Genomic DNA, 21706 nt, shown 5'->3' on the forward strand with positions numbered 1-21706 from the left:
GGGGCGGTATCGGCTCAGATTCCCAGCATGCGGCGCAGTGATGCGGCGTCTGTGCCGCTGTCGGCAAAGTCATCGAAGGCGCGTTCGGTCACGCGGATGATGTGGTCGCGGATGAAGATGGCCCCCTCGCGCGCGCCGTCTTCGGGGTGCTTCAGGCAGCACTCCCATTCCAGCACTGCCCAGCCGGGGAAGTCGTACTGGGCGAATTTCGAGAAGATCGCCTTGAAGTCGATCTGCCCATCGCCGAGTGATCGGAACCGCCCCGGACGATCGATCCAGTCCTGGTAGCCGCCATACACGCCACTGCTGGCACTGGGGTGATATTCCGCGTCCTTGACGTGGAAGATGCCGATGCGATCGTGGTAACGGTCGATGAAGCCGAGGTAGTCCATCTGCTGCAGCAGCAGGTGGCTGGGGTCGTACAGGATTTTCGCGCGGGGATGGTGGTCCACCACGTCGAGGAAGCGCTCGAAGGTCGCGCCGTCATGTAGGTCCTCGCCCGGATGGATCTCGAAGCACAGGTCCACGCCGCAGGCGTCGAACGCATCCAGGATGGGACGCCAGCGGCGGCCGAGTTCGGCGAAGGCTTCTTCCACAAGACCGGGCGGTCGTTGCGGCCACGGATAGAAATACGGCCAGGCCAGCGCGCCGGAGAACGTGGCATGCGCCGTCAGCCCCAAGCGTTTGCTGGCTTTGGCGGCCAGCAGCAGCTGCTCCACCGCCCAGGCTTGGCGGGCGGCAGGATCACCGCGTTTGTCCGGCGGCGCGAAGCCGTCGAACAGGCTGTCATAGGCGGGATGGACGGCGACCAGTTGCCCTTGCAGGTGGGTGGACAGTTCGGTGATCTGCAGGCCATGTCCGGTCAGCATGCCGGCGATGTCATCGCAGTACGCCTGGCTGTGCGCCGCCTCGGCCAGATCGAACAGGTGGGGCGCGCTGGTCGGCACTTGTAGGCCAGAATAGCCCAGGCCCGCGGCCCATCCGGCCAGCGTGTCCAGCCGATCAAAAGGAGCTGTGTCGCCGATGAACTGCGCCAGGAACAGCGCTGGACCCTTGAGCGTCTTCAACGTGATTCGCCCTCGATGCAATCGATTGCATTATCCTAGCAGGGGCTCACGCAGGACCTGTTGTGCACTGCACAGCGGACAGGAGAACTAACGCCATGGCCACCATCTACGACATCGCAAAGCACGTCGGCGTCTCTGCCGGGACGGTGTCGCGCGCACTGTCCCGACCGGACAAAGTCCTGCCGGCCACGCGTACGCGCATCGAACAGGCCGCTGCGGCGCTGGGCTATGTGCCCAACACGGTGGCCAGGACGCTCAAGACCCAGCGCAGTGGCAAGATCCTGGTCACCGTCCCGGACATTGCCAATCCATTCTTCGCCCAGATCCTGCAGGGTGCGGAGGACGCGGCGCAGGCCGTCGGCTACGCCGTCCTGCTGGGCGATACCCAGAACCTGCCCGAGCGCGAGGAGCGTTACGCGCAGATGCTCCGGCGCAACGAGGCCGATGGCCTGATCGTGCTGGGGCATCGCCTGCCGCCGACGGCGCGCGATATCGTCGAGCAACGGGGTGTCGCCGCGCCGGTGGTCAACGGATGCGAATTCGATCCCGCGCTTGGCATTCCCAGCGTCCACATCGACAACGCCGCCGCCGCGCGCGCGGTGATGGAGCACCTGTACGGCCTGGGGCACGAGCGGATCGCCGTGGTAGGCGGGCCGCCCGACAATCCCCTGCACACGCAACGGCTGGAAGGGGTTCGCGCCGCCGGCAGGGCGCGTGGCCGTCTGCGCCACCTCAGCGTCGTGCCGGGTGACTTTTCCGTTGAGTCCGGCCATGCGGCCGCGATGGCGCTGCTGGCCGTCGCGCCGGCGCCCACCGCGATCTTCTGCTTCAGCGACCAGATGGCGCTGGGCACCCTGGCAGCCTGCCGGGATCTGGGCATCCGCGTACCGGATGACGTCTCCATCGTCGGCTTCGACGACCTGGCGTCATCGCATTACCTGACGCCTCCGTTGACGACGATCAGGCAGCCAATGCGGGAGATCGGCGAGCGCGCAGTCAACCTGCTGCTCGCCATCATCGAACAGGTCGATGTGCCGCGTCAGCAGACGCTGGAGTTCAGCCTGATGGTGCGGGGCTCGACGGCTGCGCCGAGACGCTGCTGAGCGCAACGGCGGGGTGTCGTGATTCCGCGCCTTCCCCGCCTCAGGGCTTGCCGCGCTTCGCGTCCACGCTGTAGCGTCCTGGCCCGCTGCACGCCAGTAGCAGGAAGCCGCCGGCGATGGCCAGATTCTTCAGGAACATGATCTGCTGCACTTGGTCTGCGAGCTGGTGGTGGAAGATGAAGGCCGTGACCAGGCTGAAGGCGGCAAGCACTGCTGCCACTGCCCGGGTCTGGAAGCCGAGCAGGATGCACAGGGCCGTGCCGATCTCGAACACGATGGTCGGCCACAGCAGGATGCCGGGAAGACCCATCGCCGCCATGTAGCCTTGTGTTGCCGCCGGGTCGGACAACTTGCCCAGGCCGGATACCAGGAACAGCAGCATCAGCAACACGCGGGCGGCCAGCTTCGCAAGAGAGTGAAGTGATGTGTTCACGGCAACGTCCTCAGGGTGGCGGGGCGGGTGGATGGTCCAGAAGATGTAGAGGGCGGTATGCGCCTGCCCATCACCACCCGGGCGTAGCGGCAGAATCTCCTGTGCGGCCATCGAAGCCCATCGCGGGTGAAGTCGGTGTTGACACCGATGGCGCCGAGAGCCTGCGGACATGCGCACGGCGCGGCCCTGCCTCAGCGTCGCTCATACCAGCCGCGCGACGCATTGACGATGCGCACCACCGACAACATCACCGGCACTTCGATCAACACGCCGACCACCGTCGCCAGCGCCGCACCGGAATGCACGCCGAACAGGCCCACGGCGGTGGCCACGGCCAGCTCGAAGAAGTTGCTGGCACCAATCAGCGCCGAGGGGCCTGCCACGCAATGGGCGACCCCCAGGCGTCGGTTCAGCAGGTAGGCCAGCCCTGAGTTGAAGTAGACCTGGATCAGGATCGGTACCGCCAGAATGGCGATGACCAGCGGCTGCCGCACGATCTGCTCGCCCTGGAAGCCGAACAGCAGCACCAGCGTCAGCAGCAGCGCCAGCAGCGAAACCGGCCCCAGCATTCGCAGCGCGGACTGCAGGCCAGCTTCCCCGCTGCGGGCCAGCAGCCAGCGCCGCAGCAGTGCGGCCACCAGCACCGGCGCGATGATGTACAGCGACACCGACAGCAGCAGCGTGTCCCACGGCACGCTGATCGCCGACAGGCCCAGCAGCAGCGCCACTACCGGTGCATACGCCACCACCATGATCGCGTCGTTCAACGCCACCTGGCTGAGGGTGAAATTGGCATCACCACGGCACAGGTTGCTCCACACGAACACCATGGCGGTGCAGGGCGCCGCCGCCAGCAGGATCAGCCCGGCGATGTAGCTGTCGACCTGTGCGGCAGGCAGCGCATCGGCGAACACGTGGCGCAGGAAGAACCAGCCCAGCAACGCCATCGAGAACGGCTTGACCGCCCAGTTGATGAACAACGTTACGCCGATGCCTTTCCAGTGCTGGCCAAGCTGGCGCATCGCACTGAAATCCACCCGCAACAGCATCGGGATGATCATCAGCCAGATCAGCACGGCGATGGGCAGGTTGACCTTGGCCACCTCCGCCGACGCCAGCGCAGCGAAGGGCTGCGGCAGCGCGTGGCCGAGCAGGGTGCCGGCCACGATGCACAGCGCCACCCACAGTGTCAGGTAGCGCTCGAACAACCCCATCGGTGCCGGCGCGCTCACGCCTGGCCGTCCTCGGGTTGCACGAAACCGATGCGATCCAGCGCGTCCTTCAAGTGCTGTCGGTCGGACCAGGTGGCTGCGGGCAATGCCAGCAGGGCCAGCAACCGTGCCTTGACGATGGCGTGTGCCTGCGCGAACGCGGCCGCCTTGTCATCCGCGCTGCCCTCGACGGCGGCTGGATCGGGCAAGCCCCAGTGCGTACGCACGAAGTCGCCGAACACCACCGGGCACGCCTCGGCGGCTGCGGCATCGCAGACGGTGATCACCAAGTCCATCGGTGCGCCGTCGGCGAACTCGTCCCACGATTTGCTGCGCAGGCCAGCGGTGGCGACGCCCTCGGCCTGCAGCTGGGCAAGGGCGAATGGATTGACCGCGCCGGCCGGCTGGCTGCCAGCGCTGAACACCTCGAAGCGATGGCCGGCCCACGCCCGCAGCGTGGCTTCGGCAAGGACACTGCGGGCGGAATTGCCCGTGCACAGGAACAGGACGCGTTGGGTGGTCACGAAGCGGATCTCCAGTCAGCAGGCGCAATCGGGGGACGTCGGGCTGCAGGCCGGGTCGGGCGAGCCTGCGCAGCAGTTGTGGGTGAGGTAATCGATCAGGCCGGTCATGGCGCTGAAGTTGGCGCGGTAGCAGACGTTGCGGCCTTGGCTCTCGCTCTCGACCAGCCCGGCCTGCAGCAGCTCCTTCAAGTGGAAGCTGAGCGTGGCCGGCGGCACCTGCAGGGCGCCGCCGATGTCGCCGGCCATACGTCCGGCCGGGCCGGCTTCCACCAGCAACCGGAAAGCGGCCAGGCGGGTGGCATGGCCAAGGGCGGTGAGGGCGGCGATTGCATTTTTCGTTTCCATATTTCTAGAATAGTCGAATGAATGAATCCATCGCAAGTCCCGCCCTCCCGAATCTGGCCGAAGCCTCGCTTCCCCAGCCCGACCTGTCCCTGCTGGGCGCCGGCCGCGCGCACCCGCCGCGGATCCTGCTGCTGTATGGCTCGCTGCGCCCGCAGTCGTTCAGCCGCAAGCTGGCGCTGGAGGCCGAGCACCTGCTGCGCCACCTCGGCTGCGAGACCCGGGTGTTCGATCCACATGCGTTGCCCATGCTCGACAGCGTCGGCGCCGATCACCCTGAAGTGCAGCGCCTGCGCGCGTGGTCGCAATGGTCCGAAGGCCAGGTCTGGATCAGCCCGGAGCGCCACGGCACGGTCACCGGCGTGTTCAAGAACCAGATCGACTGGCTGCCGCTGGAAGATGGCAGCGTGCGCCCGACGCAGGGCAGGACGCTGGCAGTAATGCAGGTCAGTGGCGGTTCGCAGTCGTTCAACACGGTCAACACACTGCGCGTGCTGGGGCGGTGGATGCGCATGCTGACCATCCCCAACCAGTCTTCGGTGGCCAAGGCATGGCAGGAGTTCGATGAGAGCGGGCGGATGAAACCCTCGGCGTACTACGACCGGGTGGTGGATGTGATGGAGGAGCTGGTCAAGTTCACCCTGCTGACGCGGGATCGTTCGGACTACCTGGTGGATCGCTACAGCGAGCGCAAGGGTGATCAGGAAGCGGCCGCACTGGCGCGCTCGGCCGGGGCGGTCTCAGCAGGTTGAGTGGTCGCCGCGCTGTTGACCATCACACCACTCCAGCAGAACCTGCTTGACCCGTTCCCGCGGGCTTTCTTCCCGACTGAAGCCCCACCACAACAAGGTTCCCTGCCAGAGACTGGCCATCTGCCAGCCGAGGCGGACAGCGTGGGCTGCATCCGGAGATAGACGATTGCCGAGTGCTTCAGCCAGGCGGGTGCCCCAACGCGTGCCCCGTGCGCGCAGCACGGGATTGCTGAAGTCTTCCCGCAGCAGCAGGAGGCCGTCGCCGAAGCTCTGATCGGACGCCTGCTCGTGGGTCAAACGCAGCAGCACGTCGACTGCTCCGGCGGGGCCTGGGCCGGCCTCTGCCATCGCCGTTTCCGTTGCTTCGTCCAACAGGTCCCAGGCACGCAACAGGATCGCTTCCAGCATGCCGTCGCGGTTGCCGAAGCGTTGTACGAGTGTTGCCGCAGCGAGGCCGGACGCAGCGGCAGCCTTCGCGAAGGAAAGTCCAGAGGGGCCGTGCACCTGCACCGTGGCCAGCAGCAGGTCGAGCAATGCGGTGTCAGAGATTGTCTTCATTCGCGCCATGCGCTTAACATAAGCGAACGTTCGTTTATATTCAAGGAGCACCATGGCTCGCATACGTGGTTACATCGCTAGCAGTCTCGACGGTTTCATCGCCGGTCCCAACCACAGCCTGGAGTGGCTCTTCCGATACGCAGGAATGGATCTTGGCGAGCACGATTACGGCGTGTTCCTGCAAGGCATCCGCACGGTGGTCATGGGACGTGCGACCTACGATTTCCTGGAGCGCGATGCCTCGCCCTGGCCTTACACGCAGCAGCGGGTGATCGTAGTGACTTCGCGCGCCATCCCTGTACCCAAGGGGCCGCTGCAAACGCGCAACGACATCGACGGTTTGATCGCCGAACTGCGCGCTCTCGCCGACGGTGACGTCTGGATGCTGGGGGGCGGGCAGTTGCAGATGGCCTTCATGGAACGCGGAGCGCTCGACGAGATCGAGGTCTACGTGATGCCCGAACTGTTGGGTGGTGGCAGTCCGTTGTTCCCACCCACGGGCTTCCACAGCAGCCCGGCATTGCTCAGTGCGAAGGCCCTCGACCGGGGCTGCGCGCGCCTGCACTACGCATTCGCGCAGAATGCCGCCGCCGGTTGACCGGGCCGACAGTGCGCTGCCATATGCCGCCGCTGAAGGAGCGCTGTGAGGGCGGTGATGGCGTCGGTGTCCAGCATTGGCGCATATCGAGCGCCATCCGCGTGCGCGGGCGCATCACCTCAATCCACTACCATGGGCCACCCCTCCAGGATGTGCCCCGATGTCCCTCGTCATCCCGACCCTGCCCAAGCCTCCCGCCGCACGCATCGCCGCCTGGTTGATGATGCTGCTGGGCATGTGGCTGGCACTGAAACTTGGCCTGGTGGTGACCCTGCTTTCCGGCCTGCTGGTGTTCCAGCTGACCCATGTGCTGGCCTCCACCGTGGAAGGCAAGCTGCGCCCCGGGCGGGCACGGGCGATCGCAGTAATCGTGTTGTCGGCGGTGATCATCAGCGCACTGGTGCTGGCCGGCATCGGCGTGGCCTCGTTCTTCCGCACCGAGACCGGTGGACCGGACGTGTTGCTGGCGCGGTTGATGGATATCCTCAACACCTCGCGGCATCAGGTACCGGCCCTGCTGCAGCCTTACATCCCTGAAGACCTGACGGCGCTGCGTGCGGCCGTGAACGAATGGGCCGCAGAGCATCAGCGTCAGCTGGGCGTGGCCGGTACATCAGTGGTGCAGGTAGGCGTGCGCGTGCTGATCGGCATGGTGCTGGGCGCGATGATCGCGCTGTACGACGAACTGCCGCTGCCGAAGATGGGGCCGCTGGCGCAGGAGCTGATCGGACGGACCAGCCGCCTGGCCACCGCGTTCCGCCAGGTGGTGTTCGCCCAGGTCAAGATCTCGCTGCTCAATACCGTGTTCACCGCTGTTTTCCTGCTGGGCGTGCTGCCGTTGTTCGGCGTGCACCTGCCACTGTCGAAGACGCTGGTGCTGATCACCTTCCTGGCTGGCCTGCTGCCGGTGGTGGGCAACATCATCTCCAACACCATCATCGCCATCGTCGCGCTGTCGGTGTCGTTCTATGTGGCCGTGGCTGCGCTGCTGTACCTGGTGGTGATCCACAAGCTGGAGTACTTCCTCAACGCGCGCATTGTCGGCGGTGAGATCCAGGCACGCGCCTGGGAACTGCTGCTGGCCATGCTGGTGATGGAAGCGGCCTTCGGCCTGCCCGGGTTGGTGGCTGCGCCGGTGTTCTACGCCTACGTGAAGCGCGAACTGGTGGACCAGCGCTGGATTTGACCCACCTTCACGCGGGTGCAGCGCTACACTGATCCGCACGCCAGGGGGTACATCGATGGGCCGCAGGGCATCGCCAAACGGACTGCAGACCTGGCTCTGGATCCTCGCTGGCCTGTTCGTGCTGTGCACGCTGCCGCTGATGGCCATTGCGCTGGTGCAGGGCACGCAGCGCTACACCGAAGCCGAGGCCAACCTGGTCAGCCTGCGGCAGCTGCGGCAGACCTTCGAGCTGGCCAATCTGGTATCGGCCGAGCGTGGGCCGGCCAACAGCCTGCTCGGCGCCGACAGCACTGATGCGCAGGAGCAGCGTCGCCTGGCCGCACAGCTGGTGGTAGCCCGGCAGCGGGTGGACGCAGCGACGCAGCATCTGCAGGGCGTGTTCCAGACCGACCCGCGGGTGGTGGACGAAACACCGCGCCTGCATGAAGCGCGGCGTCGGCTGCAGACCGCGCGCGCTGCAGTGGACCGGGTGGTCGGGTTGCCCAGAGGCGAGCGCTCGGCGGAGGATGTAGAGCGCGCGATCAACAGCATGTTCGCGGTGTACGACCGGCTGCAGGCGCTGACCTCGGTGCAGATCAGCGATCTGGTCGCCGCCGATCGCGAAGCCGCGATTCCGGCCATGCAGGGGCAGATCCTGATCGACCTGCGCGAACATGGTGGCCGCTTGGCATCGAACGTGATGGCGCCGCTGGCCGTGCCTGGTGCGTGGCGGGAGCCACAGGTGCGCGCCGCGCAGCAGACCGAAGGCCGCCTGCTGGAGCTGTGGCGGTTGGCCGCCAGCCACGAGTCGGTATTTCGCAGTGAGCCGACGCTGTCCTGGCATTGGGACATGGCGCGACGGCAGTTCTTCGGCCAGTCGCTGCCGATGGTGGAACAGCTGATCGAAGATGGCCGGCGCGGCGTATCGCCACCCTGGTCGGCAGCCGAGTTCACCGCACGCTACGTGCCCACCCTGCAATCGCTGGAAGCGCTGCGCGATGGCTACCTCGGCGTTTCCATTGCACGCTTCGAGCACACCCGCAACAAGGCAGCGGTACGCCTGGCGGTACTCGCCGCCACTGCATTGGGGACGTTGCTGCTGCTTGCGCTGGCACTGCGCATCGCCCATGTGCAGATCCTGCGGCCATTGCTGCAGGCGCAGGCGCAGGTGATCCAGATCGCCTCGGATGCGCCGGGCGCCGAGCAGCATGCCACCCACCCGATGGCGGAAATGCAGCGCCTGTTCGATGCCATCGAGGTGCTGCGGGCGAAGTCGCACCAGCGTTCGGCATTGACCCGTGAGCTGCGCGAGCTGGCCGATACCGATCAGCTGACCGGCCTGTTGAACCGGCGCTCGCTGGAGGAACTGGTGCGACAGCGGCATGCCGATGGAAGCACGCAGGCGGTGGTGATTCTGCTGGATGTTGATCATTTCAAGTCGATCAACGATGGGCAGGGCCATGCGGCCGGTGACGATGTGCTGGTGCAGGTGGCGCAGTTGCTGCGCAGCCACCTGCGCCGCAACGACAGCATTGCCCGCTACGGCGGCGAGGAATTCCTGGTGCTGCTGGCCGACGGCGATCTGGCCAGTGGCCGGCAGCTGGCCGAGTCGCTGCGGGCGGCATTGCGCGGGAAAGACATCGTGCTGAGCAGCAGCGACATCCTGCGGGTCACCGCCAGTTTCGGTGTTGCCCAGGGCACGCTTGATCCGATTGGGTGGCACGCGCTGGTACGTGCCGCCGACACGGCCATGTACGCGGCAAAATCGCTTGGCCGCGACCGGGTACAGGTGGCTTCGGGGGGGCGTGCGCCGCGCTGAGGGCGGTCTTGTTCATCGCCAGCGCACGCGCGTCTGCCTAGACTGACCGCTCGTCTGCCGGAGGAGTACGCCATGACCTTGCGTTCCGTTGTGACTGCCACGCTGGTGGCGGGCCTGTTCGCTGGCTGCGCCAGCAGCGCACCGCAACCCGATGCGGGCGCCGATGCGCCGCGTCATCCTTCGATCGCCGGCGATGCCAGCCCGGTGCCAGCCTTTACCGGCGGCGGTGAGGGCTGGTCCATCGAAATCGCCTCCACCGGCAAGGGCAATCACGATGCCACGCTCACCGTTGCTGGCCGCAGCAGCGCTGGAACACTGCGCTACCTCGGCCAACCGGCCGGTGCGCCCAGTTCGCTGACGGTGCTCAACGGTGAGCTGGGCAAGCAGCCGACCATTGTTGAGATCAAGCGCGAGTCCTGCCGCAATGCCGAAGGCGTGGATACATCGGCCAGCGTGCAGGTGACGGTTGAAGGCCAACCACAACGCCGGGGCTGTGGCTTCCTGGCCGTGTACTGACCGATGCACGCATGATCGACATCCCGTTGCTGGAAACACCGCGCCTGCGCCTGCGCGCGCAGCGCCTGGACGATTTCCCGGTATATGCCGCGTTCCTGGCCTCACCCCGTGCACGCGGCATGGGCGGGCCGTTCGGCGAGGTCGCCGCGTGGGGACAGTTCTGTCACGACCTGGCCAGCTGGCATCTGTTCGGACACGGTGCCTTGATGATCGAGCGCCGCGACACGGGCGAGTGCATCGGCCAGGTGGGCATCAACCACGGCCCGCTGTTCCCGGAACAGGAACTGGGCTGGTTGCTGTATGCCGGGCAGGAAGGGCAGGGGTTCGCCAGCGAAGCTGCGGCGGCGCTGCGTGACTGGGCGTTCGTGGTGCGTGGCCTGCCGACGCTGGTCAGCTACATGGCGCCGGACAACCACGCCTCGCAGGGTGTGGCGGTTCGCCTTGGCGGGGTACTGGATGCGCAGGCGGTGCGCAGCGATCCGGACGATCTGGTGTTCCGCTATCCGCGTTGACGCTCGCCCGCTGGAGCAACCAGGCTCCTGTTGTTATGGCCAGATTTGGTTCACCAGCCGAAAGGATAGGTCGCCAAGGCGCGCTCCCGGCCTGGACTGAACCCATAGCGCTCGTGCAACCGTCGCTCCCACCGTCGAACAGTGGCCGATATGCCGTTCCGGCTTTCGGCTATCCGTGAAGCGCGCAGTTGGCGAGCTGGATCACTGTAGAAGCGATCAGCGAAGTCTGCGGCTTCTTGGGGGGTTACGAACATCAGCTGCAGTGGATCCCTGTCATAGAATGGGATGGGCTCGCGATCCCGTGTGCTCCATGCGATGGCGCGGAGCGGGTGCAGATCGATCACTTCACGCAGCGCTTTGTCGAAGGTCAGGATCGCTGGGAAAAAGAAGTCTGCGCCTGGAGTTTGCGTCAATGTGTAACGCTGCTCCATCTGCCTGAGATGAAATAGATCCCATGACATGTTCCGGATTGACTTGATGTCCATATCCTTGAGTTTCCTAAAGAACTCCGGCAGCTCACGCCTGTTGAAGAGCCAGTGCGCCAACTGCATCTCTCTTCCCGCCATCGAAGAAAGTTCGTGGTCGCAGAATGCGGCAAACGAAAGCAGCTTCCCGTGTGGATCGAGGCTGCTGTCAAAGTGGGCGTCAACAATCGCCAAGAGGCATGAGTGGAAGTATTGATATTGCATCGCCAGGGATTTGATTCCGCCCGCTGGCGTTGTCATCGATTTCATTGATTCCATCAGCTTGGCGGCACGCTGACCGACTTCGGCATCTGGATGGATCGATCTGATATCACCATTTTCCAAGGCGGATGAGTCGATCGTCTTCAGGACTTCATAAGCCCTGAGTTTCTCCAGGATCTTGGCGTCGATCTTCGGTGAGATGCCGATCTGGTCGACATTTTCCAGCAGATAGGGGAGTGGATCGACGCTGACATCAGGTCTTGCAATGAGTTCGAACACCTCCTTTAGATCGGGATTGCTGATCGCAGGGTCGCGGCCGCGGGTGCAGGGATGAAGGTAGCTGACCGCCTGCGTATCCAGTGCGATGGAGTAGTCGAAGTGGAACTGTGCTTGTCCATCGAGCATTTCCCGCGCGATCCGCTGGTCCAGTACGAGTGCCGGCATTCCCGCAAACAAGGTATGCACACCTGCACCATGTGGGAAGGTGCGGTCGAATGCATGCGACGGCTGAGTTCCTAGCGCGCCGCGGATGACGAATTTGTAGTCCTGCAGCAGCGAGGTGCACTGCTGGAACAACTCGAAGGCCTCCTGCGGCGAGGTGGCGTGACCAACCAGTGCAACTGCATGTTCGGAATCCATGTCGATCCTCGGGCTGTTAGAGGACTGTCTGTGTCGTCGTTGTCAGAGTCATGTCGACCCTGGACCGTAGAACTTGATGCCCGGCTGGGACACTGCCGAACTCCGAGGTGTGAAGAATCCAGCAGAGGCCGTCCACTTCCTGCTCACCGCACTGGGCAGACGCTGGGCGCCCACCTGTTGAAGGAACTGCGCATGACCACGCTCACCCTGCCCGAACTGGCCAAGAAGATGGCCGGCATCGATTTCACCATGCTGCAGACCCATGCCGGTGGCCAGATCGCTGGCCGGCCGATGAGCAACAACGGCGATGTGGACTACGACGGCGACAGCTGGTTCTTCACCATGGAAGACACCGACATGGTGCGCGAGATCAGCGCCGACCCGAACGTGGCGCTGGGCCTTACCGGCAGCAAGTCGCTGCTGGGCAAGCCGCCGCTGTTCGTGCACGTGCAGGGCAGGGCAGTGCTGGTGCGCGATCGCGGCACGATGGCCCAGCACTGGGTGAAGGATCTGGAGCGGTGGTTCGAACAGGGCGTGGACACGCCGGGGCTGGTGCTGATCCATGTGCACGCCAGCCGCATCCACTACTGGGATGGCGAGGACGAGGGCGAAATCGTGGTCTGATCGCGGGCGGCGCGCATGGCCCCGGCGCATGGCTTTCGTGGATCAGGGATGCGCAGGCTCGCCGCACCATGCTGCGAGCTCCGGCGCCAGCGCATGTTCCACTGCGCGGCGCAGCAGTGCCGGGGCCACGTAGTGCCGATGTGCGCTGTCGATCATCGCCATGTAGAAGCGGCCGAACGCATTGAGCGTCTGCACGCGCGAGCCCAGACTGATCTCGACCTGGCCGTCCTCGTTGAACTGCACGCGCACGCTGCTGCGGAAGCGCAGATGGCGGTCATCGGCACCGAGCAGCACTTCGGCACACCGGTCTTCCGCATCGACCTGCGTATCCAGCACCGGGAAACGCCCGCCGAAGACGCGGCTGCGGTCGGTGGACAGCAGTGACGACACCGGGCAGCCCAGCGGGGAGGTGCGCAGACGCAGCGGCGCGACCAGACGATTGCGCAGGGCCATCAAGCGGCCGACACCCGCTGGTGGGTTGCGAAGGAATCCGTCCAGTACGTCGGCCAGCAGGGCGGAGGCGGAGCGATGGCTGCTCTGCCCGCCGTGCATCGCCAGCGTGGTCGTGTCGTTGTAGTGACTGTGCGGCAGTGCGCTGGCGAGCATCCCCAGCGTCGGCGCCGCGCTGCTGCAGACGGGGTACGCCGGCGTCGCCCGTTCCACGAAGCCGCGCAGTGGCTCAACGCTGATGCGGCGCAGCGGCCCGAGCAGCGTGCGCGTCTGCGCGCACAGGCGCGCGCGCAGGCTGGGTGCCGCCGCCTGCAGTGACAGCTGGACCAACGGGGTGGCCGCCAGTGTGGCTGCGCTGGGCCAATGCGCTGCAGGCAGCACGTCGGTCAGGCTGGGGATGTCTGCGGCGTTGGCCTGTGCCTGCGCGCGCGCCTGATCGCTCATTGCCCCCGCCAGCTCATTGCTGTGGCACGAGAGCGCGAACAGGGCAGGGTGTGCGGGGCTGTTCGAGGCGAACTGATGCCAGGTGCCGCCGCCAAAGCGCACGGTGAACAGGCAATCCGGTGGGATGCGTACACGACGCAGCGACCGCAGGAAGTGTGCGGGATCGTCCGCCAACTGCCCATCGGATGCGCTGGCAAACCGCAGTTCGGCACCCGCACTGCCGGCGATGGCGGTGAACATGCGCGGCCCCGCATGGCGATGGAAGGGATGGCCGCCGGCACCCACCACGAAGCTGTACAGCGACGACGCATCGCCGTGCTGCAGGTGCATGCCACCCAAACGCGCCGAAGGCTCGTCCAGCGCATCGATGAAAGCGGGGTGGTGGCGCTGGCGCTGGCTGGCATCGCTCACCAGCGCGTCGCCGGCACCAATGCCGAGCTGCGCGATCAGGGTGACTTCCACTGGGCCACCGCCATCCTGTGCCGGAAGCTGGATACTCGGGAACGAACGGCTGGTGCGGGTCGAACCGGGCATCGCAGTGCTCCTCAGCGGGCGGGTGTCTTGCGGCGTGCGCGCGCTTCGCGCTTCAGCGGCCCGCCGACTGGACAGACTTCGGCGGCCCAGGAAAACAGCGTGTTGGCCAAGCGGTCGGGCACCTGCCGGAAGTACACGAACTGGCCGCGCTTCTCGCGTTCGATCAGGCCGGCGTCTTCCAGGATGCGCAGGTGGCTGGACAGTGCCGGCTTGCTGAAATCGAAGCGCTCGGCCAGTTCGCCCGCGCTGAGCTCGCCGGCGCTGAGGTAGGCCAGGATCTGCCGGCGTGCGGTGGAGGCCAGGGCTTCGAAGATGCGGTCCATGGGGTTAGTTAACTAATTCGTTAACTGATGTTCCCCCTGGTGTCGAGTGATGTCAAGCGCGGGCGTACCCGTTGCGTTCTGCCACCCGGCTTTGCCATCCTCCTCGCTGTTTTCCGTTCCCTGGAGTTCCGATGCGCCCTGCGCCCTGGCTGATCGCTGGCCTGCTGCTGCCGATCGTGGTGATGGCCCAGCCTGCGCGAGCGCCGAAGGCACCGGCGCAGGATCCCTTCAGCGAACTGTTCGACACCGCCTGCATGCAGCACATCGGTGCGCCAGCGCGGCTGCAGTCGCTGATGGATGCCAACGGCCTGACGCCGCTGCAGCCCGCCGAGGCCGCCACGCTGCTGCAGGGCCAGCCGGGCATGGCGTGGATGGTGCCGTTGGCCAGTGGCCGCTATGCAGTCAGCTGGGCCGACGATGGCACCTGCACCGTGTATGCCGAGAAGGCTGATCCGGCGGTGGTGCAGAAGGGCTTCGCGCGGCTGATGCAGGCTGCACCGAAACCGCTGCAGATCCGCTCGCTGCCCTCACGCGGTCCGTTGTCCGGCGATCAGGTGGCGATCCAGTACGGCTGGGCAACGCCGGGCGAGAGCAAGCTGCGCGTGCGCTTCCGGCTGGTTACCCGGCAGGCCGCCGAAGCGGGAGTGCAGGCGATGGCCTCGGCTACGCCGGGCGAAGCGATGCGCGAACAGGCCGCGCCGCCCGCATCCACACCTGCCCGGTAACAGCGCGGGAGCAGAGTCGATTCAGCCAACAGCCTGCGGATGTGATATATCGTTTATCGATAAATCCACCCCGGGGCGGCAGGGCCGCTCCACATCGGAGGCTGCTTGACCGTTCGTCCTGCCCGCGCCCTTCCTGCGCGCGGCTTGTTCACCCTGGCCCAGACCGCCGTGCAGGCGGTGCGCGCGATGTGCTGGCTGGGCATCCTGGCCGCGCTGCTGGCAGTGCCGCTGGTGGCCTACGACCGCAGCTGGCTGCTGGACAGCGTGCATGACGCGCAGGCGGCGGCGGTGCACGGTTCGCATCTTTTCCTGCATTTCTGCGTGGGCCTTGCCGCCATCGTCGCGCTGCTGGTGCTGTGCCTGGTGTTCCTGCGCCACCTGGCGCGGCTGCTGCGGTCCGCGGCCAACGAACGCCCCTTTACCCATGCCAATGCCGTGCGCCTGCAACGCATGGCCTGGCTGATGTTGGCGATGGAGGTGCTGTCGATCGTGATCGGCCTCTACGCCAGTTGGATGGGGCCTGACTTCGCGTGGATGGAGGTGGGCGGCGGCATGTCGATCACCGGCCTGGTCGCGGTGCTGATGCTGTTCGTGCTGGCGCGCGTGTTCACCGTCGGCGCAGCGATGCGCGACGATCTGGACAGCGTGATTTGATGAGCATGATCTGATGGCGATCATCATCACCCTCGACCGTATGCTGCAGCAACGTGGCATGACCCTGTCCGAGCTGGCCGGGCGCATCGACATCACCCTGGCCAACCTGTCGATCCTGAAGACCGGCAAGGCGCGTGCGATCCGCTTTTCCACGCTCGATGCGATCTGCCGCGAACTGCAATGCAGCCCCGGCGACCTGCTCGGGCATGACCCCACGCAGGCGCAGGATGCAGATTGACCTTCGCTGCGCCGCACGCCTGCGCCGCATCACCTTCCCCTTACTGACGAAACGGACCTGAAATGGAATGGTTGGCTGACCCCTCGATATGGATGGGCCTTGCAACCCTGGTCGTGCTGGAGATCGTTCTCGGCATCGACAACCTGGTGTTCATCGCGATCCTGGCCGACAAGCTGCCGCCGCACCAGCGCGACCGCGCGCGGGTGATCGGCCTGGCACTGGCGCTGCTGATGCGGCTGGTGCTGCTGGCCGCGCTGGCCTGGATCATGAAACTGACCGAACCGCTGGTCACCCTGTTCGAGCACAGCTTCTCCGGGCGTGATCTGATCCTGCTGGGCGGCGGCTTGTTCCTGCTGTTCAAGGGCACGATGGAACTGCACGAGCGGCTGGAAGGCGGCGAGCAGCATGAAGATGGCAAGAAGGTCTATGCCAGCTTCGGAATGGTGGTGGCGCAGATCGTGGTGCTCGATGCGGTGTTCTCGCTGGACTCGGTGATCACCGCCGTCGGCATGGTCGACAACCTCGGCGTGATGTATGCGGCGGTGACCATCGCGATGGTGCTGATGCTGCTGGCCAGCAAGCCGCTGACCCGCTTCGTCAACAAGCACCCGACCGTGGTGGTGCTGTGCCTGGGCTTCCTGCTGATGATCGGTTTCAGCCTGGTGGCCGAGGGCCTGGGCTACAAGATTCCGAAGGGGTACCTGTACGCGGCCATCGCGTTCTCGATCCTGGTGGAAGCGTTCAACCAGTGGATACGTTTCAACCGCGAGCGCAACGAGCAGCGCCAGCCGTTCCGCCAGCGTACCGCCGATGCAGTGCTGCGCCTGCTGGGCGCGCGCCAGGCCAATGGCCACGATGAAGAAGAAGCCGATGAACGCGGCAGTATCGAAGAACGCCTGCAGCCGGCCGAGCACGAGATGATCCGCAGCGTGCTGGGCCTGGCTGACCGCCCGGTTTCGAGCGTGATGACCGTGCGTGCCGACGTGCAGTGGATCGACATGGCGCGCGGTGACGACGACGTGGTCGCACGCCTGGTGGCGTCGCCACATACGCGGATGCTGGTGGGCGACGGTGACCTGGACAGCCTGCGTGGCGTGGTGCAGAGCCGCGACCTGCTGGCCGACCTGCTGCAGGGCAAGCCACTGCAGCTGGAAGGCAACCTGCGCGAGCCGCAGTACGTGCTGTCCAGCGCCAGTGCATTGCAGGCCCTGGAGCTGATCCGCCAGCACCCGGTGCCGCTGGCGGTGGCGGTGGACGAGTACGGCAGCGTGGAAGGCCTGGTGACTGCCAATGACCTGCTGGCGGCCATCGCCGGTGACCTGGCCGACACCCAGGACGAGCGCTATGGCGTGATCGCACAGGGTGAGGACTGCTGGGACGCCGACGGCGCGCTGACCCTGGACGACCTGCAGCGGCTGGCCGGCGTGTCGCTGCCGCGCAGTGCGGACTACATGACCATCTCCGGGCTGGTGCTGGAACAGCTGGGGCGCCTGCCGGACATCGGCGACACGCTGGAGGTGGCCGGTATCCGCATCACCGTGCTGGCGATGGAGAAGCGCCGCATCACGCGGTTGCGGGTGGAGCGCTTGCCGGAGGCGTGACGACGGCAGGGCCGAGCCCATGCTCGGCTCTATCCATTGCCATCTTCTGCCGTCACCATGGCGGGCCTGTTTGCCGTTCTGGATTGTCGTAGTGCTGAGTACGATTGGTTTTCTGATGGGCCTGTATGTGGCCTGGCGTCTGTTCTGGCCACTGCGCCTGCCCGTCTGGTCGAAGGTGGTGCTGTCCGTGCTGCTGGTCGGGATTGCCGTGCAGCTGCGCATCGTCGCCAGCTTCTGGGGCACGATGGCCTCGCCGGAAATTCCGAAGATGGCCATCGCCACGCTGGCCACCGGCTCCACCGCGGTGCTGTTGCTGGCCCTGGCGCTGCTGGTGCTGGACGCCGGACTGTTGGCCGCGCGCCCTCTCTACATTGCGCAGCAGGGCGCTACGCCCATCGGCGGCGGTGTTGGCGCTGCTGCTCAGTGCCATCGGTGTCAGCCAGGGCATGGCCGTACCCAAGCCGCGGCAGATCGAGGTGGCCATCGCCGGCCTGCCGCAGGCCTTCGATGGCTACCGCGTGCTGCAGCTCACCGACATCCATGCCAGCCGTCTGCTCACCGGCGACTGGGTACGACAGGTCGTGGCTGAAAGCAATGCGCTGTCGCCCGATCTGGTGGTGATCACCGGCGACCTGATCGACGGCACGGTGCAGGCGCGCCGCAACGATTACACGCCACTGGCGGACCTGCGAGCGCCGGATGGGGTGATCGCCATCACCGGCAACCACGAGTACTACGCGCAGTACAGCGAATGGATGCAGGCGTTCCGCGCGCTGCACATGCAGGTGCTGGAAAACAGCCACACCCAGGTGCGCCGTGGCGATGCTGCGCTGACCATCGCCGGCGTGACTGACCCCGTAGCCTCGCGCTATGGCCTGCCACTGCCCGACCTCGAGGCCGCGCTGGCCGGTGCCGCCCCGGCCGCACCGGTGATCCTGCTCGACCATCGGCCACGCAATGCACGCGAAGCGGCTGCACGCGGGGTGAAGCTGCAGCTTTCCGGGCACACCCATGGTGGCCAGATCATCGGCATGAACCAGCTGGTGAAGCGCGCCAACGGTGGCTTCGTTTCCGGCCGTTACACGGTGGACGGCATGACGCTGTACGTGAGCAACGGGGCCGGGCTGTGGGCCGGGTTTCCGGCGCGCATCGGCGTGCCGTCGGAGATCACGTTGATCACCCTGCGCCGGGCGCCGTGACAGAGCGGGGTCGGATCCCTTTGCCAAGGGCAAAGGGCTCCGACCCCGTTCGCCACGGAGGGCGGGCATCCACACATGGCGTGGATCTACTGCATCGTCACTGCCGCCATGACACCCTTTGGCCATGAAGGAAAGCACGCAATGACCGCAGGACGGCAGCGCTCGATGTGGGTGGCCGGCCTGTCCACGGTGGTGGAGTGGTACGACTTCACGCTGTACCTGTACTTCGCCACGGTGCTGTCGCGGGTGTTCTTCGGCGGTGGCCAAGAGGCGATGCTGGTCACCCTGGCCGGCTTCGCGGTGTCCTACCTGATGCGTCCGCTGGGTGCGCTGTGCTTCGGCCACCTGGGCGACCGGCTCGGCCGGCGCTGGATGCTGCTGGCCTCGATGGCGCTGATGGCGGCTGCGATGCTGGCCACCGCCTTGCTGCCGACGGCGGCGACCGCCGGCGCGACTGCTGGCGTGCTGCTGTTGATCCTGCGCTGCGTGATGGCGTTTTCCGTGGGCGGCGAATACACCGGCGTGGTCGCCTATCTGCTGGAAAGCGCACCGGCGCGACGACGTGGCCTGGTCACTTCATTGGCCTCCGCGGCCAGTGAAGTGGGCGCTTTGCTGGCAGTGGCGATCTCCGCACTCACCGTGGCGCTGTTGCCTGCGCCGCAGCTGGACAGCTGGGGCTGGCGGATCCCGTTCTTCTTCGGCGCGGCGCTGGCACTGGTGATCCTGATCGCCCGTTCGGGCATGCACGAATCGCCGGAATTCGAACGGCAGCGACGCGAGGGCAGCATTCCGGCCACGCCGCTGCGGCATGTGCTGCGCAACCACCCTGGTGCGGTGGCGCGCACGTTTGCGATTTCCGCGCTGGGATCGATCACTTACTACGTAGGCATCACCTATGTGCCGGCGTTCCTGCACGCGCAGGGACACGACGAAGGCGATGCGCTGTGGCTGTCGACCATTGCAGCGGTGGCGGTGATCGCAATCACTCCGCTGTGCGGCGCGTTGTCCGATCGCTTCGGGCGGCGCCCACTGCTGCTGGGGCTGACGGTACTGGCGGCGCTGCTGCCGCTGTCGATGTTCGGCTGGATGGCGTCTGCCGCGCCGCTGGGCATCGTGCTGGCAGCGGTGGTGCTGGCCTGCGTGGCCGGCGGCATCAGTGCCGTGGCGGCACCGGCCACGGCAGAACAGTTCCCGGGCGAGGGCCGGGTCAGTGGACTGGCGTTGGGGGTCACCATGGCTACCGCGGTGTTTGGCGGGGCGACGCCGTGGCTGGCGCAATGGTGGGTGGAACGCAGCGGCTGGGCAGCAGCGCCGGGCGCGATGATCGCGCTGGTGGCGGTGCTGGTGCTGCCGGTGCTGTGGACGCTGCCGGAGACCGCGCCGAAGACCCGCCCCGTGTCCCGGGGCGGGCAGTGAGCGCTTAGACCTTCAGGGTCTGCTCGATGTCGGCCAGCACTGCGGCTGCATCAACGCCAATGGCAATCGACTGCAGCACGTGGCCATCCCACACGCTGGGGCCGAAGCCCATGCCTTCCGGCTTGGGAATGGTCATGCCGCGGGCGACGCCGTCGGTGGCCACGCGCACGCTGGCGCGCTCGAACTGGAACAGCTCCGGGCGGGTCAGGGCGATGCAGGCGCAGCAGTCGTGCACGACCATGCCCTTGTGGCCGGCCTGCAGATAGAAGTCGACGTAGTCCTGCGACAGGGCGCGAACCAGTTCGGCATCGGCGCCACCGATGGCGGCCAGTTTGTCCAGGCCGTCACGGTCCATTTCCACGCGGGTGGTCACGTCCAGGCCGATGGCGGTCACCGGCCACTTGGCGGTGAACACGATGTCAGCCGCTTCGGCGTCGCCCCAGATGTTGGCTTCGGCCGCCGGGGTGATGTTGCCGTTGACATGGAACGCACCGCCCATCAGCACCACGCCACGCACCAGGCCGGCGATGTCCGGGGCCTGCTGCAGGGCCAGCGCCAGGTTGGTCATGCGGCCGACCGCCACCAGGGTCACTTCGCCCGGATGGGCGCGAACCAGGTCGATGATCAGCTGGTGGGCCGGACGGCTGTCGGCGGCCACATCCAGGGCCTCCGGCACCGGGTGGTTGCCCAGACCGTTGTGGCCATGGATGTGCACCGGCCAGGCTTCCGGGGTCGCTTCGGGCTGCAGCGGGCCTTCAGCGCCGCGCGCGACCGGAGCGGTGAAACCCCAGGTCTGCTTCAGGTACAGCGCGTTGTGGGTGGTCGACTCCACCGAGGCATTGCCGAAGGTGGTGGTGACCCCGATCAGGTCGATCTGCGGGTGCTTGTGCAGGTACAGCAGCGCCAGCGCGTCGTCGACGCCCGGGTCGGTATCGAAAATGACTTTCAACATGTTGTTGTTCTTCTTCTTCCGTGTGGTGCAGGGGGGCCGGCGGCCTCGAGGGCAGGCCGGCGCGCCCTACATTGTCCCATCTTCATGACAGGCAGGGCGAGCCGGCGGCGGTGGTATCGTCTGCGGGCCCAAGGACGGAGAGCCGATGACGTTACGACCGCTGTTGCTTGTCGGGGGGCTGGCGTTGGGGTATCTGGCTGGAGCATCGCCGGCATCGGCAACGTCCGTGGCGCCCAGACCATTGCAGGCGCTGGTGGCAGAGGCCGAGGAAATCGTTGTAGCCAAGGTGCTGGAGGTGGAGATGGTCGACGGTGCTGGCCGGCCAGTGACCGACGTCAAGGCGCTCACCGGGCCGGGTCTGAACAACCAGATCCATCTGGTGCTTCAGGTCAATGAGGTCCTGCGACCGGAGAAGGGTGGGCTGCGCGGGACTCTGCGGGTGCCCTTGTGGACCATGTGGCACGATTCCCTGGCGGCAGCCCGCGATCGCGAAACGGGGCGGGAATGGATCTTCCTGCTCAAGCGTGATGGTCACCAACCCGTATACCCGATTGATTTCCAGTGGCCGCTGCAGGAACGCGGCCGGATCCAGGCGCTGATGGCGTCACCCTGAAGATCCCA

General features: G+C 66.2%; 24 protein-coding genes and 1 pseudogene. 15 read left to right on the top strand and 10 right to left on the bottom strand.

All coding sequences use genetic code 11. From position 1 onward, the window contains the following. Nucleotides 1-14: 14 nt before the first annotated feature. Nucleotides 15-1067 (bottom strand): sugar phosphate isomerase/epimerase family protein, encoded by a 1053-nt coding sequence (locus tag ACQ5SA_RS07340; RefSeq protein WP_499313745.1) that lies wholly within the window; start codon nt 1065-1067, stop codon nt 15-17. A 95-nt stretch (nt 1068-1162) separates the two neighbouring features. On the opposite strand from ACQ5SA_RS07340, the gene ACQ5SA_RS07345 reads away from it, so the two are divergent. Continuing rightward, nucleotides 1163-2170: a LacI family DNA-binding transcriptional regulator gene (locus ACQ5SA_RS07345; protein ID WP_353098462.1), complete on the top strand. Its 1008-nt coding sequence runs from the start codon at nt 1163-1165 to the stop codon at nt 2168-2170. Nucleotides 2171-2210: 40 nt separating this feature from the next. On the opposite strand, the gene ACQ5SA_RS07350 is transcribed toward ACQ5SA_RS07345, so the two are convergent. The 4 genes from ACQ5SA_RS07350 to ACQ5SA_RS07365 form a co-directional block, all read right to left on the bottom strand. Then, complete coding sequence (locus tag ACQ5SA_RS07350) at nt 2211-2603, bottom strand: DoxX family protein (RefSeq protein ID WP_353098463.1); 393 nt, start codon at nt 2601-2603, stop codon at nt 2211-2213. A gap of 191 nt (nt 2604-2794) precedes the next feature. After that, on the bottom strand, nt 2795-3817 hold the full coding sequence (arsB, locus tag ACQ5SA_RS07355; RefSeq protein WP_499314009.1) for an ACR3 family arsenite efflux transporter: 1023 nt from the start codon (nt 3815-3817) through the stop codon (nt 2795-2797). Nucleotides 3818-3831: 14 nt separating this feature from the next. Beyond that, nucleotides 3832-4338, bottom strand: a complete 507-nt coding sequence (locus ACQ5SA_RS07360; RefSeq protein WP_499313748.1) for an arsenate reductase ArsC — start codon at nt 4336-4338, stop codon at nt 3832-3834. A gap of 15 nt (nt 4339-4353) precedes the next feature. Next, nucleotides 4354-4683: an ArsR/SmtB family transcription factor gene (locus ACQ5SA_RS07365; protein ID WP_499313750.1), complete on the bottom strand. Its 330-nt coding sequence runs from the start codon at nt 4681-4683 to the stop codon at nt 4354-4356. 17 nt (nt 4684-4700) lie between these two features. Here ACQ5SA_RS07365 and arsH point away from each other — a divergent pair, with 17 nt between their 5' ends. After that, nucleotides 4701-5432 (top strand): arsenical resistance protein ArsH, encoded by a 732-nt coding sequence (arsH, locus tag ACQ5SA_RS07370; RefSeq protein ID WP_499313752.1) that lies wholly within the window; start codon nt 4701-4703, stop codon nt 5430-5432. On the opposite strand, the gene ACQ5SA_RS07375 is transcribed toward arsH, so the two are convergent. Next, nucleotides 5421-6044 carry a hypothetical protein gene (locus ACQ5SA_RS07375; protein WP_499313754.1) on the bottom strand — a complete coding sequence of 208 codons (624 nt, stop codon included), beginning with the start codon at nt 6042-6044 and terminating at the stop codon, nt 5421-5423. The two genes, arsH and ACQ5SA_RS07375, sit on opposite strands and share 12 nt — an antisense overlap. Between ACQ5SA_RS07375 and ACQ5SA_RS07380 the strand changes: the two genes are divergently transcribed. From ACQ5SA_RS07380 to ACQ5SA_RS07400, 5 genes are all read left to right on the top strand, one after another. Then, entirely contained in the window at nt 6043-6588 is a 546-nt protein-coding gene (locus tag ACQ5SA_RS07380) for a dihydrofolate reductase family protein (protein ID WP_499313756.1), read from the top strand. The two genes, ACQ5SA_RS07375 and ACQ5SA_RS07380, sit on opposite strands and share 2 nt — an antisense overlap. 220 nt (nt 6589-6808) lie before the next feature. Next, the gene (locus tag ACQ5SA_RS07385) at nt 6809-7774 is read left to right on the top strand and encodes an AI-2E family transporter (protein ID WP_499314010.1); all 966 of its coding nucleotides are present in this window, start codon (nt 6809-6811) and stop codon (nt 7772-7774) included. Nucleotides 7775-7829: 55 nt separating this feature from the next. Next, a complete protein-coding gene (locus ACQ5SA_RS07390) occupies nt 7830-9572 on the top strand; it encodes a GGDEF domain-containing protein (protein WP_499313757.1) in 1743 nt (580 codons plus the stop codon). Between the two features lie 72 nt (nt 9573-9644). Next, the gene (locus tag ACQ5SA_RS07395; RefSeq protein WP_499313759.1) at nt 9645-10088 is read left to right on the top strand and encodes a hypothetical protein; all 444 of its coding nucleotides are present in this window, start codon (nt 9645-9647) and stop codon (nt 10086-10088) included. Between the two features lie 11 nt (nt 10089-10099). After that, entirely contained in the window at nt 10100-10600 is a 501-nt protein-coding gene (locus ACQ5SA_RS07400; protein ID WP_230110148.1) for a GNAT family N-acetyltransferase, read from the top strand. Nucleotides 10601-10650: 50 nt separating this feature from the next. Here the strand turns inward: ACQ5SA_RS07400 and ACQ5SA_RS07405 are convergent, their stop codons facing one another. Next, nucleotides 10651-11925: a hypothetical protein gene (locus ACQ5SA_RS07405; RefSeq protein ID WP_499313763.1), complete on the bottom strand. Its 1275-nt coding sequence runs from the start codon at nt 11923-11925 to the stop codon at nt 10651-10653. A 192-nt stretch (nt 11926-12117) separates the two neighbouring features. Between ACQ5SA_RS07405 and ACQ5SA_RS07410 the strand changes: the two genes are divergently transcribed. Further along, a complete protein-coding gene (locus ACQ5SA_RS07410) occupies nt 12118-12549 on the top strand; it encodes a pyridoxamine 5'-phosphate oxidase family protein (RefSeq protein ID WP_499313764.1) in 432 nt (143 codons plus the stop codon). Between the two features lie 42 nt (nt 12550-12591). Here ACQ5SA_RS07410 and ACQ5SA_RS07415 read toward each other — a convergent pair whose 3' ends face one another. Next, complete coding sequence (locus ACQ5SA_RS07415; RefSeq protein WP_499313766.1) at nt 12592-13977, bottom strand: DUF2867 domain-containing protein; 1386 nt, start codon at nt 13975-13977, stop codon at nt 12592-12594. An 11-nt stretch (nt 13978-13988) separates the two neighbouring features. Continuing rightward, entirely contained in the window at nt 13989-14300 is a 312-nt protein-coding gene (locus tag ACQ5SA_RS07420; RefSeq protein WP_025873922.1) for a metalloregulator ArsR/SmtB family transcription factor, read from the bottom strand. 131 nt (nt 14301-14431) lie between these two features. Between ACQ5SA_RS07420 and ACQ5SA_RS07425 the strand changes: the two genes are divergently transcribed. The 6 genes and pseudogenes from ACQ5SA_RS07425 to ACQ5SA_RS07450 all read left to right on the top strand — a co-directional run bounded on the left by ACQ5SA_RS07425 (nt 14432) and on the right by ACQ5SA_RS07450 (nt 20133). After that, on the top strand, nt 14432-15025 hold the full coding sequence (locus tag ACQ5SA_RS07425; RefSeq protein ID WP_353098470.1) for an NMCC_0638 family (lipo)protein: 594 nt from the start codon (nt 14432-14434) through the stop codon (nt 15023-15025). A 186-nt stretch (nt 15026-15211) separates the two neighbouring features. Then, nucleotides 15212-15679, top strand: a complete 468-nt coding sequence (locus tag ACQ5SA_RS07430) for a DUF2975 domain-containing protein (protein WP_230110206.1) — start codon at nt 15212-15214, stop codon at nt 15677-15679. Nucleotides 15680-15692: 13 nt separating this feature from the next. Further along, entirely contained in the window at nt 15693-15917 is a 225-nt protein-coding gene (locus tag ACQ5SA_RS07435) for a helix-turn-helix domain-containing protein (RefSeq protein WP_100551815.1), read from the top strand. Nucleotides 15918-15979: 62 nt separating this feature from the next. Further along, entirely contained in the window at nt 15980-17518 is a 1539-nt protein-coding gene (locus tag ACQ5SA_RS07440) for a TerC family protein (RefSeq protein WP_499313770.1), read from the top strand. Between the two features lie 82 nt (nt 17519-17600). Continuing rightward, nucleotides 17601-18717: pseudogene (locus ACQ5SA_RS07445) on the top strand (metallophosphoesterase). A gap of 141 nt (nt 18718-18858) precedes the next feature. Further along, nucleotides 18859-20133 (top strand): MFS transporter, encoded by a 1275-nt coding sequence (locus ACQ5SA_RS07450; protein ID WP_346586950.1) that lies wholly within the window; start codon nt 18859-18861, stop codon nt 20131-20133. Nucleotides 20134-20137: 4 nt separating this feature from the next. Here the strand turns inward: ACQ5SA_RS07450 and ACQ5SA_RS07455 are convergent, their stop codons facing one another. Then, nucleotides 20138-21085, bottom strand: coding sequence for a nucleoside hydrolase (locus ACQ5SA_RS07455; RefSeq protein WP_499313773.1), 948 nt, complete (start codon nt 21083-21085; stop codon nt 20138-20140). A 145-nt stretch (nt 21086-21230) separates the two neighbouring features. Here ACQ5SA_RS07455 and ACQ5SA_RS07460 point away from each other — a divergent pair, with 145 nt between their 5' ends. Next, nucleotides 21231-21698, top strand: a complete 468-nt coding sequence (locus tag ACQ5SA_RS07460) for a hypothetical protein (protein ID WP_499313774.1) — start codon at nt 21231-21233, stop codon at nt 21696-21698. The last annotated feature ends 8 nt before the right edge of the window (nt 21699-21706 follow it).

This window comes from Stenotrophomonas indicatrix (genome assembly GCF_050573115.1).
Lineage (GTDB): Bacteria > Pseudomonadota > Gammaproteobacteria > Xanthomonadales > Xanthomonadaceae > Stenotrophomonas > Stenotrophomonas lactitubi_A.

What these genes read in the sequence shown, in the direction of transcription:
- ACQ5SA_RS07385 (WP_499314010.1), top strand. Translation starts at nt 6,809, where the DNA reads ATGATGCTGCTGGGCATGTGGCTGGCACTGAAACTTGGCCTGGTGGTG.
- ACQ5SA_RS07365 (WP_499313750.1), bottom strand. Translation starts at nt 4,683, where the DNA reads ATGGAAACGAAAAATGCAATCGCCGCCCTCACCGCCCTTGGCCATGCC.
- ACQ5SA_RS07425 (WP_353098470.1), top strand. Translation starts at nt 14,432, where the DNA reads ATGCGCCCTGCGCCCTGGCTGATCGCTGGCCTGCTGCTGCCGATCGTG.
- ACQ5SA_RS07450 (WP_346586950.1), top strand. Translation starts at nt 18,859, where the DNA reads ATGACCGCAGGACGGCAGCGCTCGATGTGGGTGGCCGGCCTGTCCACG.
- arsB (WP_499314009.1), bottom strand. Translation starts at nt 3,817, where the DNA reads ATGGGGTTGTTCGAGCGCTACCTGACACTGTGGGTGGCGCTGTGCATC.
- ACQ5SA_RS07440 (WP_499313770.1), top strand. Translation starts at nt 15,980, where the DNA reads ATGGAATGGTTGGCTGACCCCTCGATATGGATGGGCCTTGCAACCCTG.
- ACQ5SA_RS07390 (WP_499313757.1), top strand. Translation starts at nt 7,830, where the DNA reads ATGGGCCGCAGGGCATCGCCAAACGGACTGCAGACCTGGCTCTGGATC.
- ACQ5SA_RS07345 (WP_353098462.1), top strand. Translation starts at nt 1,163, where the DNA reads ATGGCCACCATCTACGACATCGCAAAGCACGTCGGCGTCTCTGCCGGG.
- ACQ5SA_RS07435 (WP_100551815.1), top strand. Translation starts at nt 15,693, where the DNA reads ATGGCGATCATCATCACCCTCGACCGTATGCTGCAGCAACGTGGCATG.
- ACQ5SA_RS07415 (WP_499313766.1), bottom strand. Translation starts at nt 13,977, where the DNA reads ATGCCCGGTTCGACCCGCACCAGCCGTTCGTTCCCGAGTATCCAGCTT.
- ACQ5SA_RS07380 (WP_499313756.1), top strand. Translation starts at nt 6,043, where the DNA reads ATGGCTCGCATACGTGGTTACATCGCTAGCAGTCTCGACGGTTTCATC.
- arsH (WP_499313752.1), top strand. Translation starts at nt 4,701, where the DNA reads ATGAATGAATCCATCGCAAGTCCCGCCCTCCCGAATCTGGCCGAAGCC.
- ACQ5SA_RS07410 (WP_499313764.1), top strand. Translation starts at nt 12,118, where the DNA reads ATGACCACGCTCACCCTGCCCGAACTGGCCAAGAAGATGGCCGGCATC.
- ACQ5SA_RS07430 (WP_230110206.1), top strand. Translation starts at nt 15,212, where the DNA reads ATGTGCTGGCTGGGCATCCTGGCCGCGCTGCTGGCAGTGCCGCTGGTG.
- ACQ5SA_RS07400 (WP_230110148.1), top strand. Translation starts at nt 10,100, where the DNA reads ATGATCGACATCCCGTTGCTGGAAACACCGCGCCTGCGCCTGCGCGCG.
- ACQ5SA_RS07420 (WP_025873922.1), bottom strand. Translation starts at nt 14,300, where the DNA reads ATGGACCGCATCTTCGAAGCCCTGGCCTCCACCGCACGCCGGCAGATC.
- ACQ5SA_RS07395 (WP_499313759.1), top strand. Translation starts at nt 9,645, where the DNA reads ATGACCTTGCGTTCCGTTGTGACTGCCACGCTGGTGGCGGGCCTGTTC.
- ACQ5SA_RS07375 (WP_499313754.1), bottom strand. Translation starts at nt 6,044, where the DNA reads ATGGTGCTCCTTGAATATAAACGAACGTTCGCTTATGTTAAGCGCATG.
- ACQ5SA_RS07460 (WP_499313774.1), top strand. Translation starts at nt 21,231, where the DNA reads ATGACGTTACGACCGCTGTTGCTTGTCGGGGGGCTGGCGTTGGGGTAT.
- ACQ5SA_RS07455 (WP_499313773.1), bottom strand. Translation starts at nt 21,085, where the DNA reads ATGTTGAAAGTCATTTTCGATACCGACCCGGGCGTCGACGACGCGCTG.
- ACQ5SA_RS07405 (WP_499313763.1), bottom strand. Translation starts at nt 11,925, where the DNA reads ATGGATTCCGAACATGCAGTTGCACTGGTTGGTCACGCCACCTCGCCG.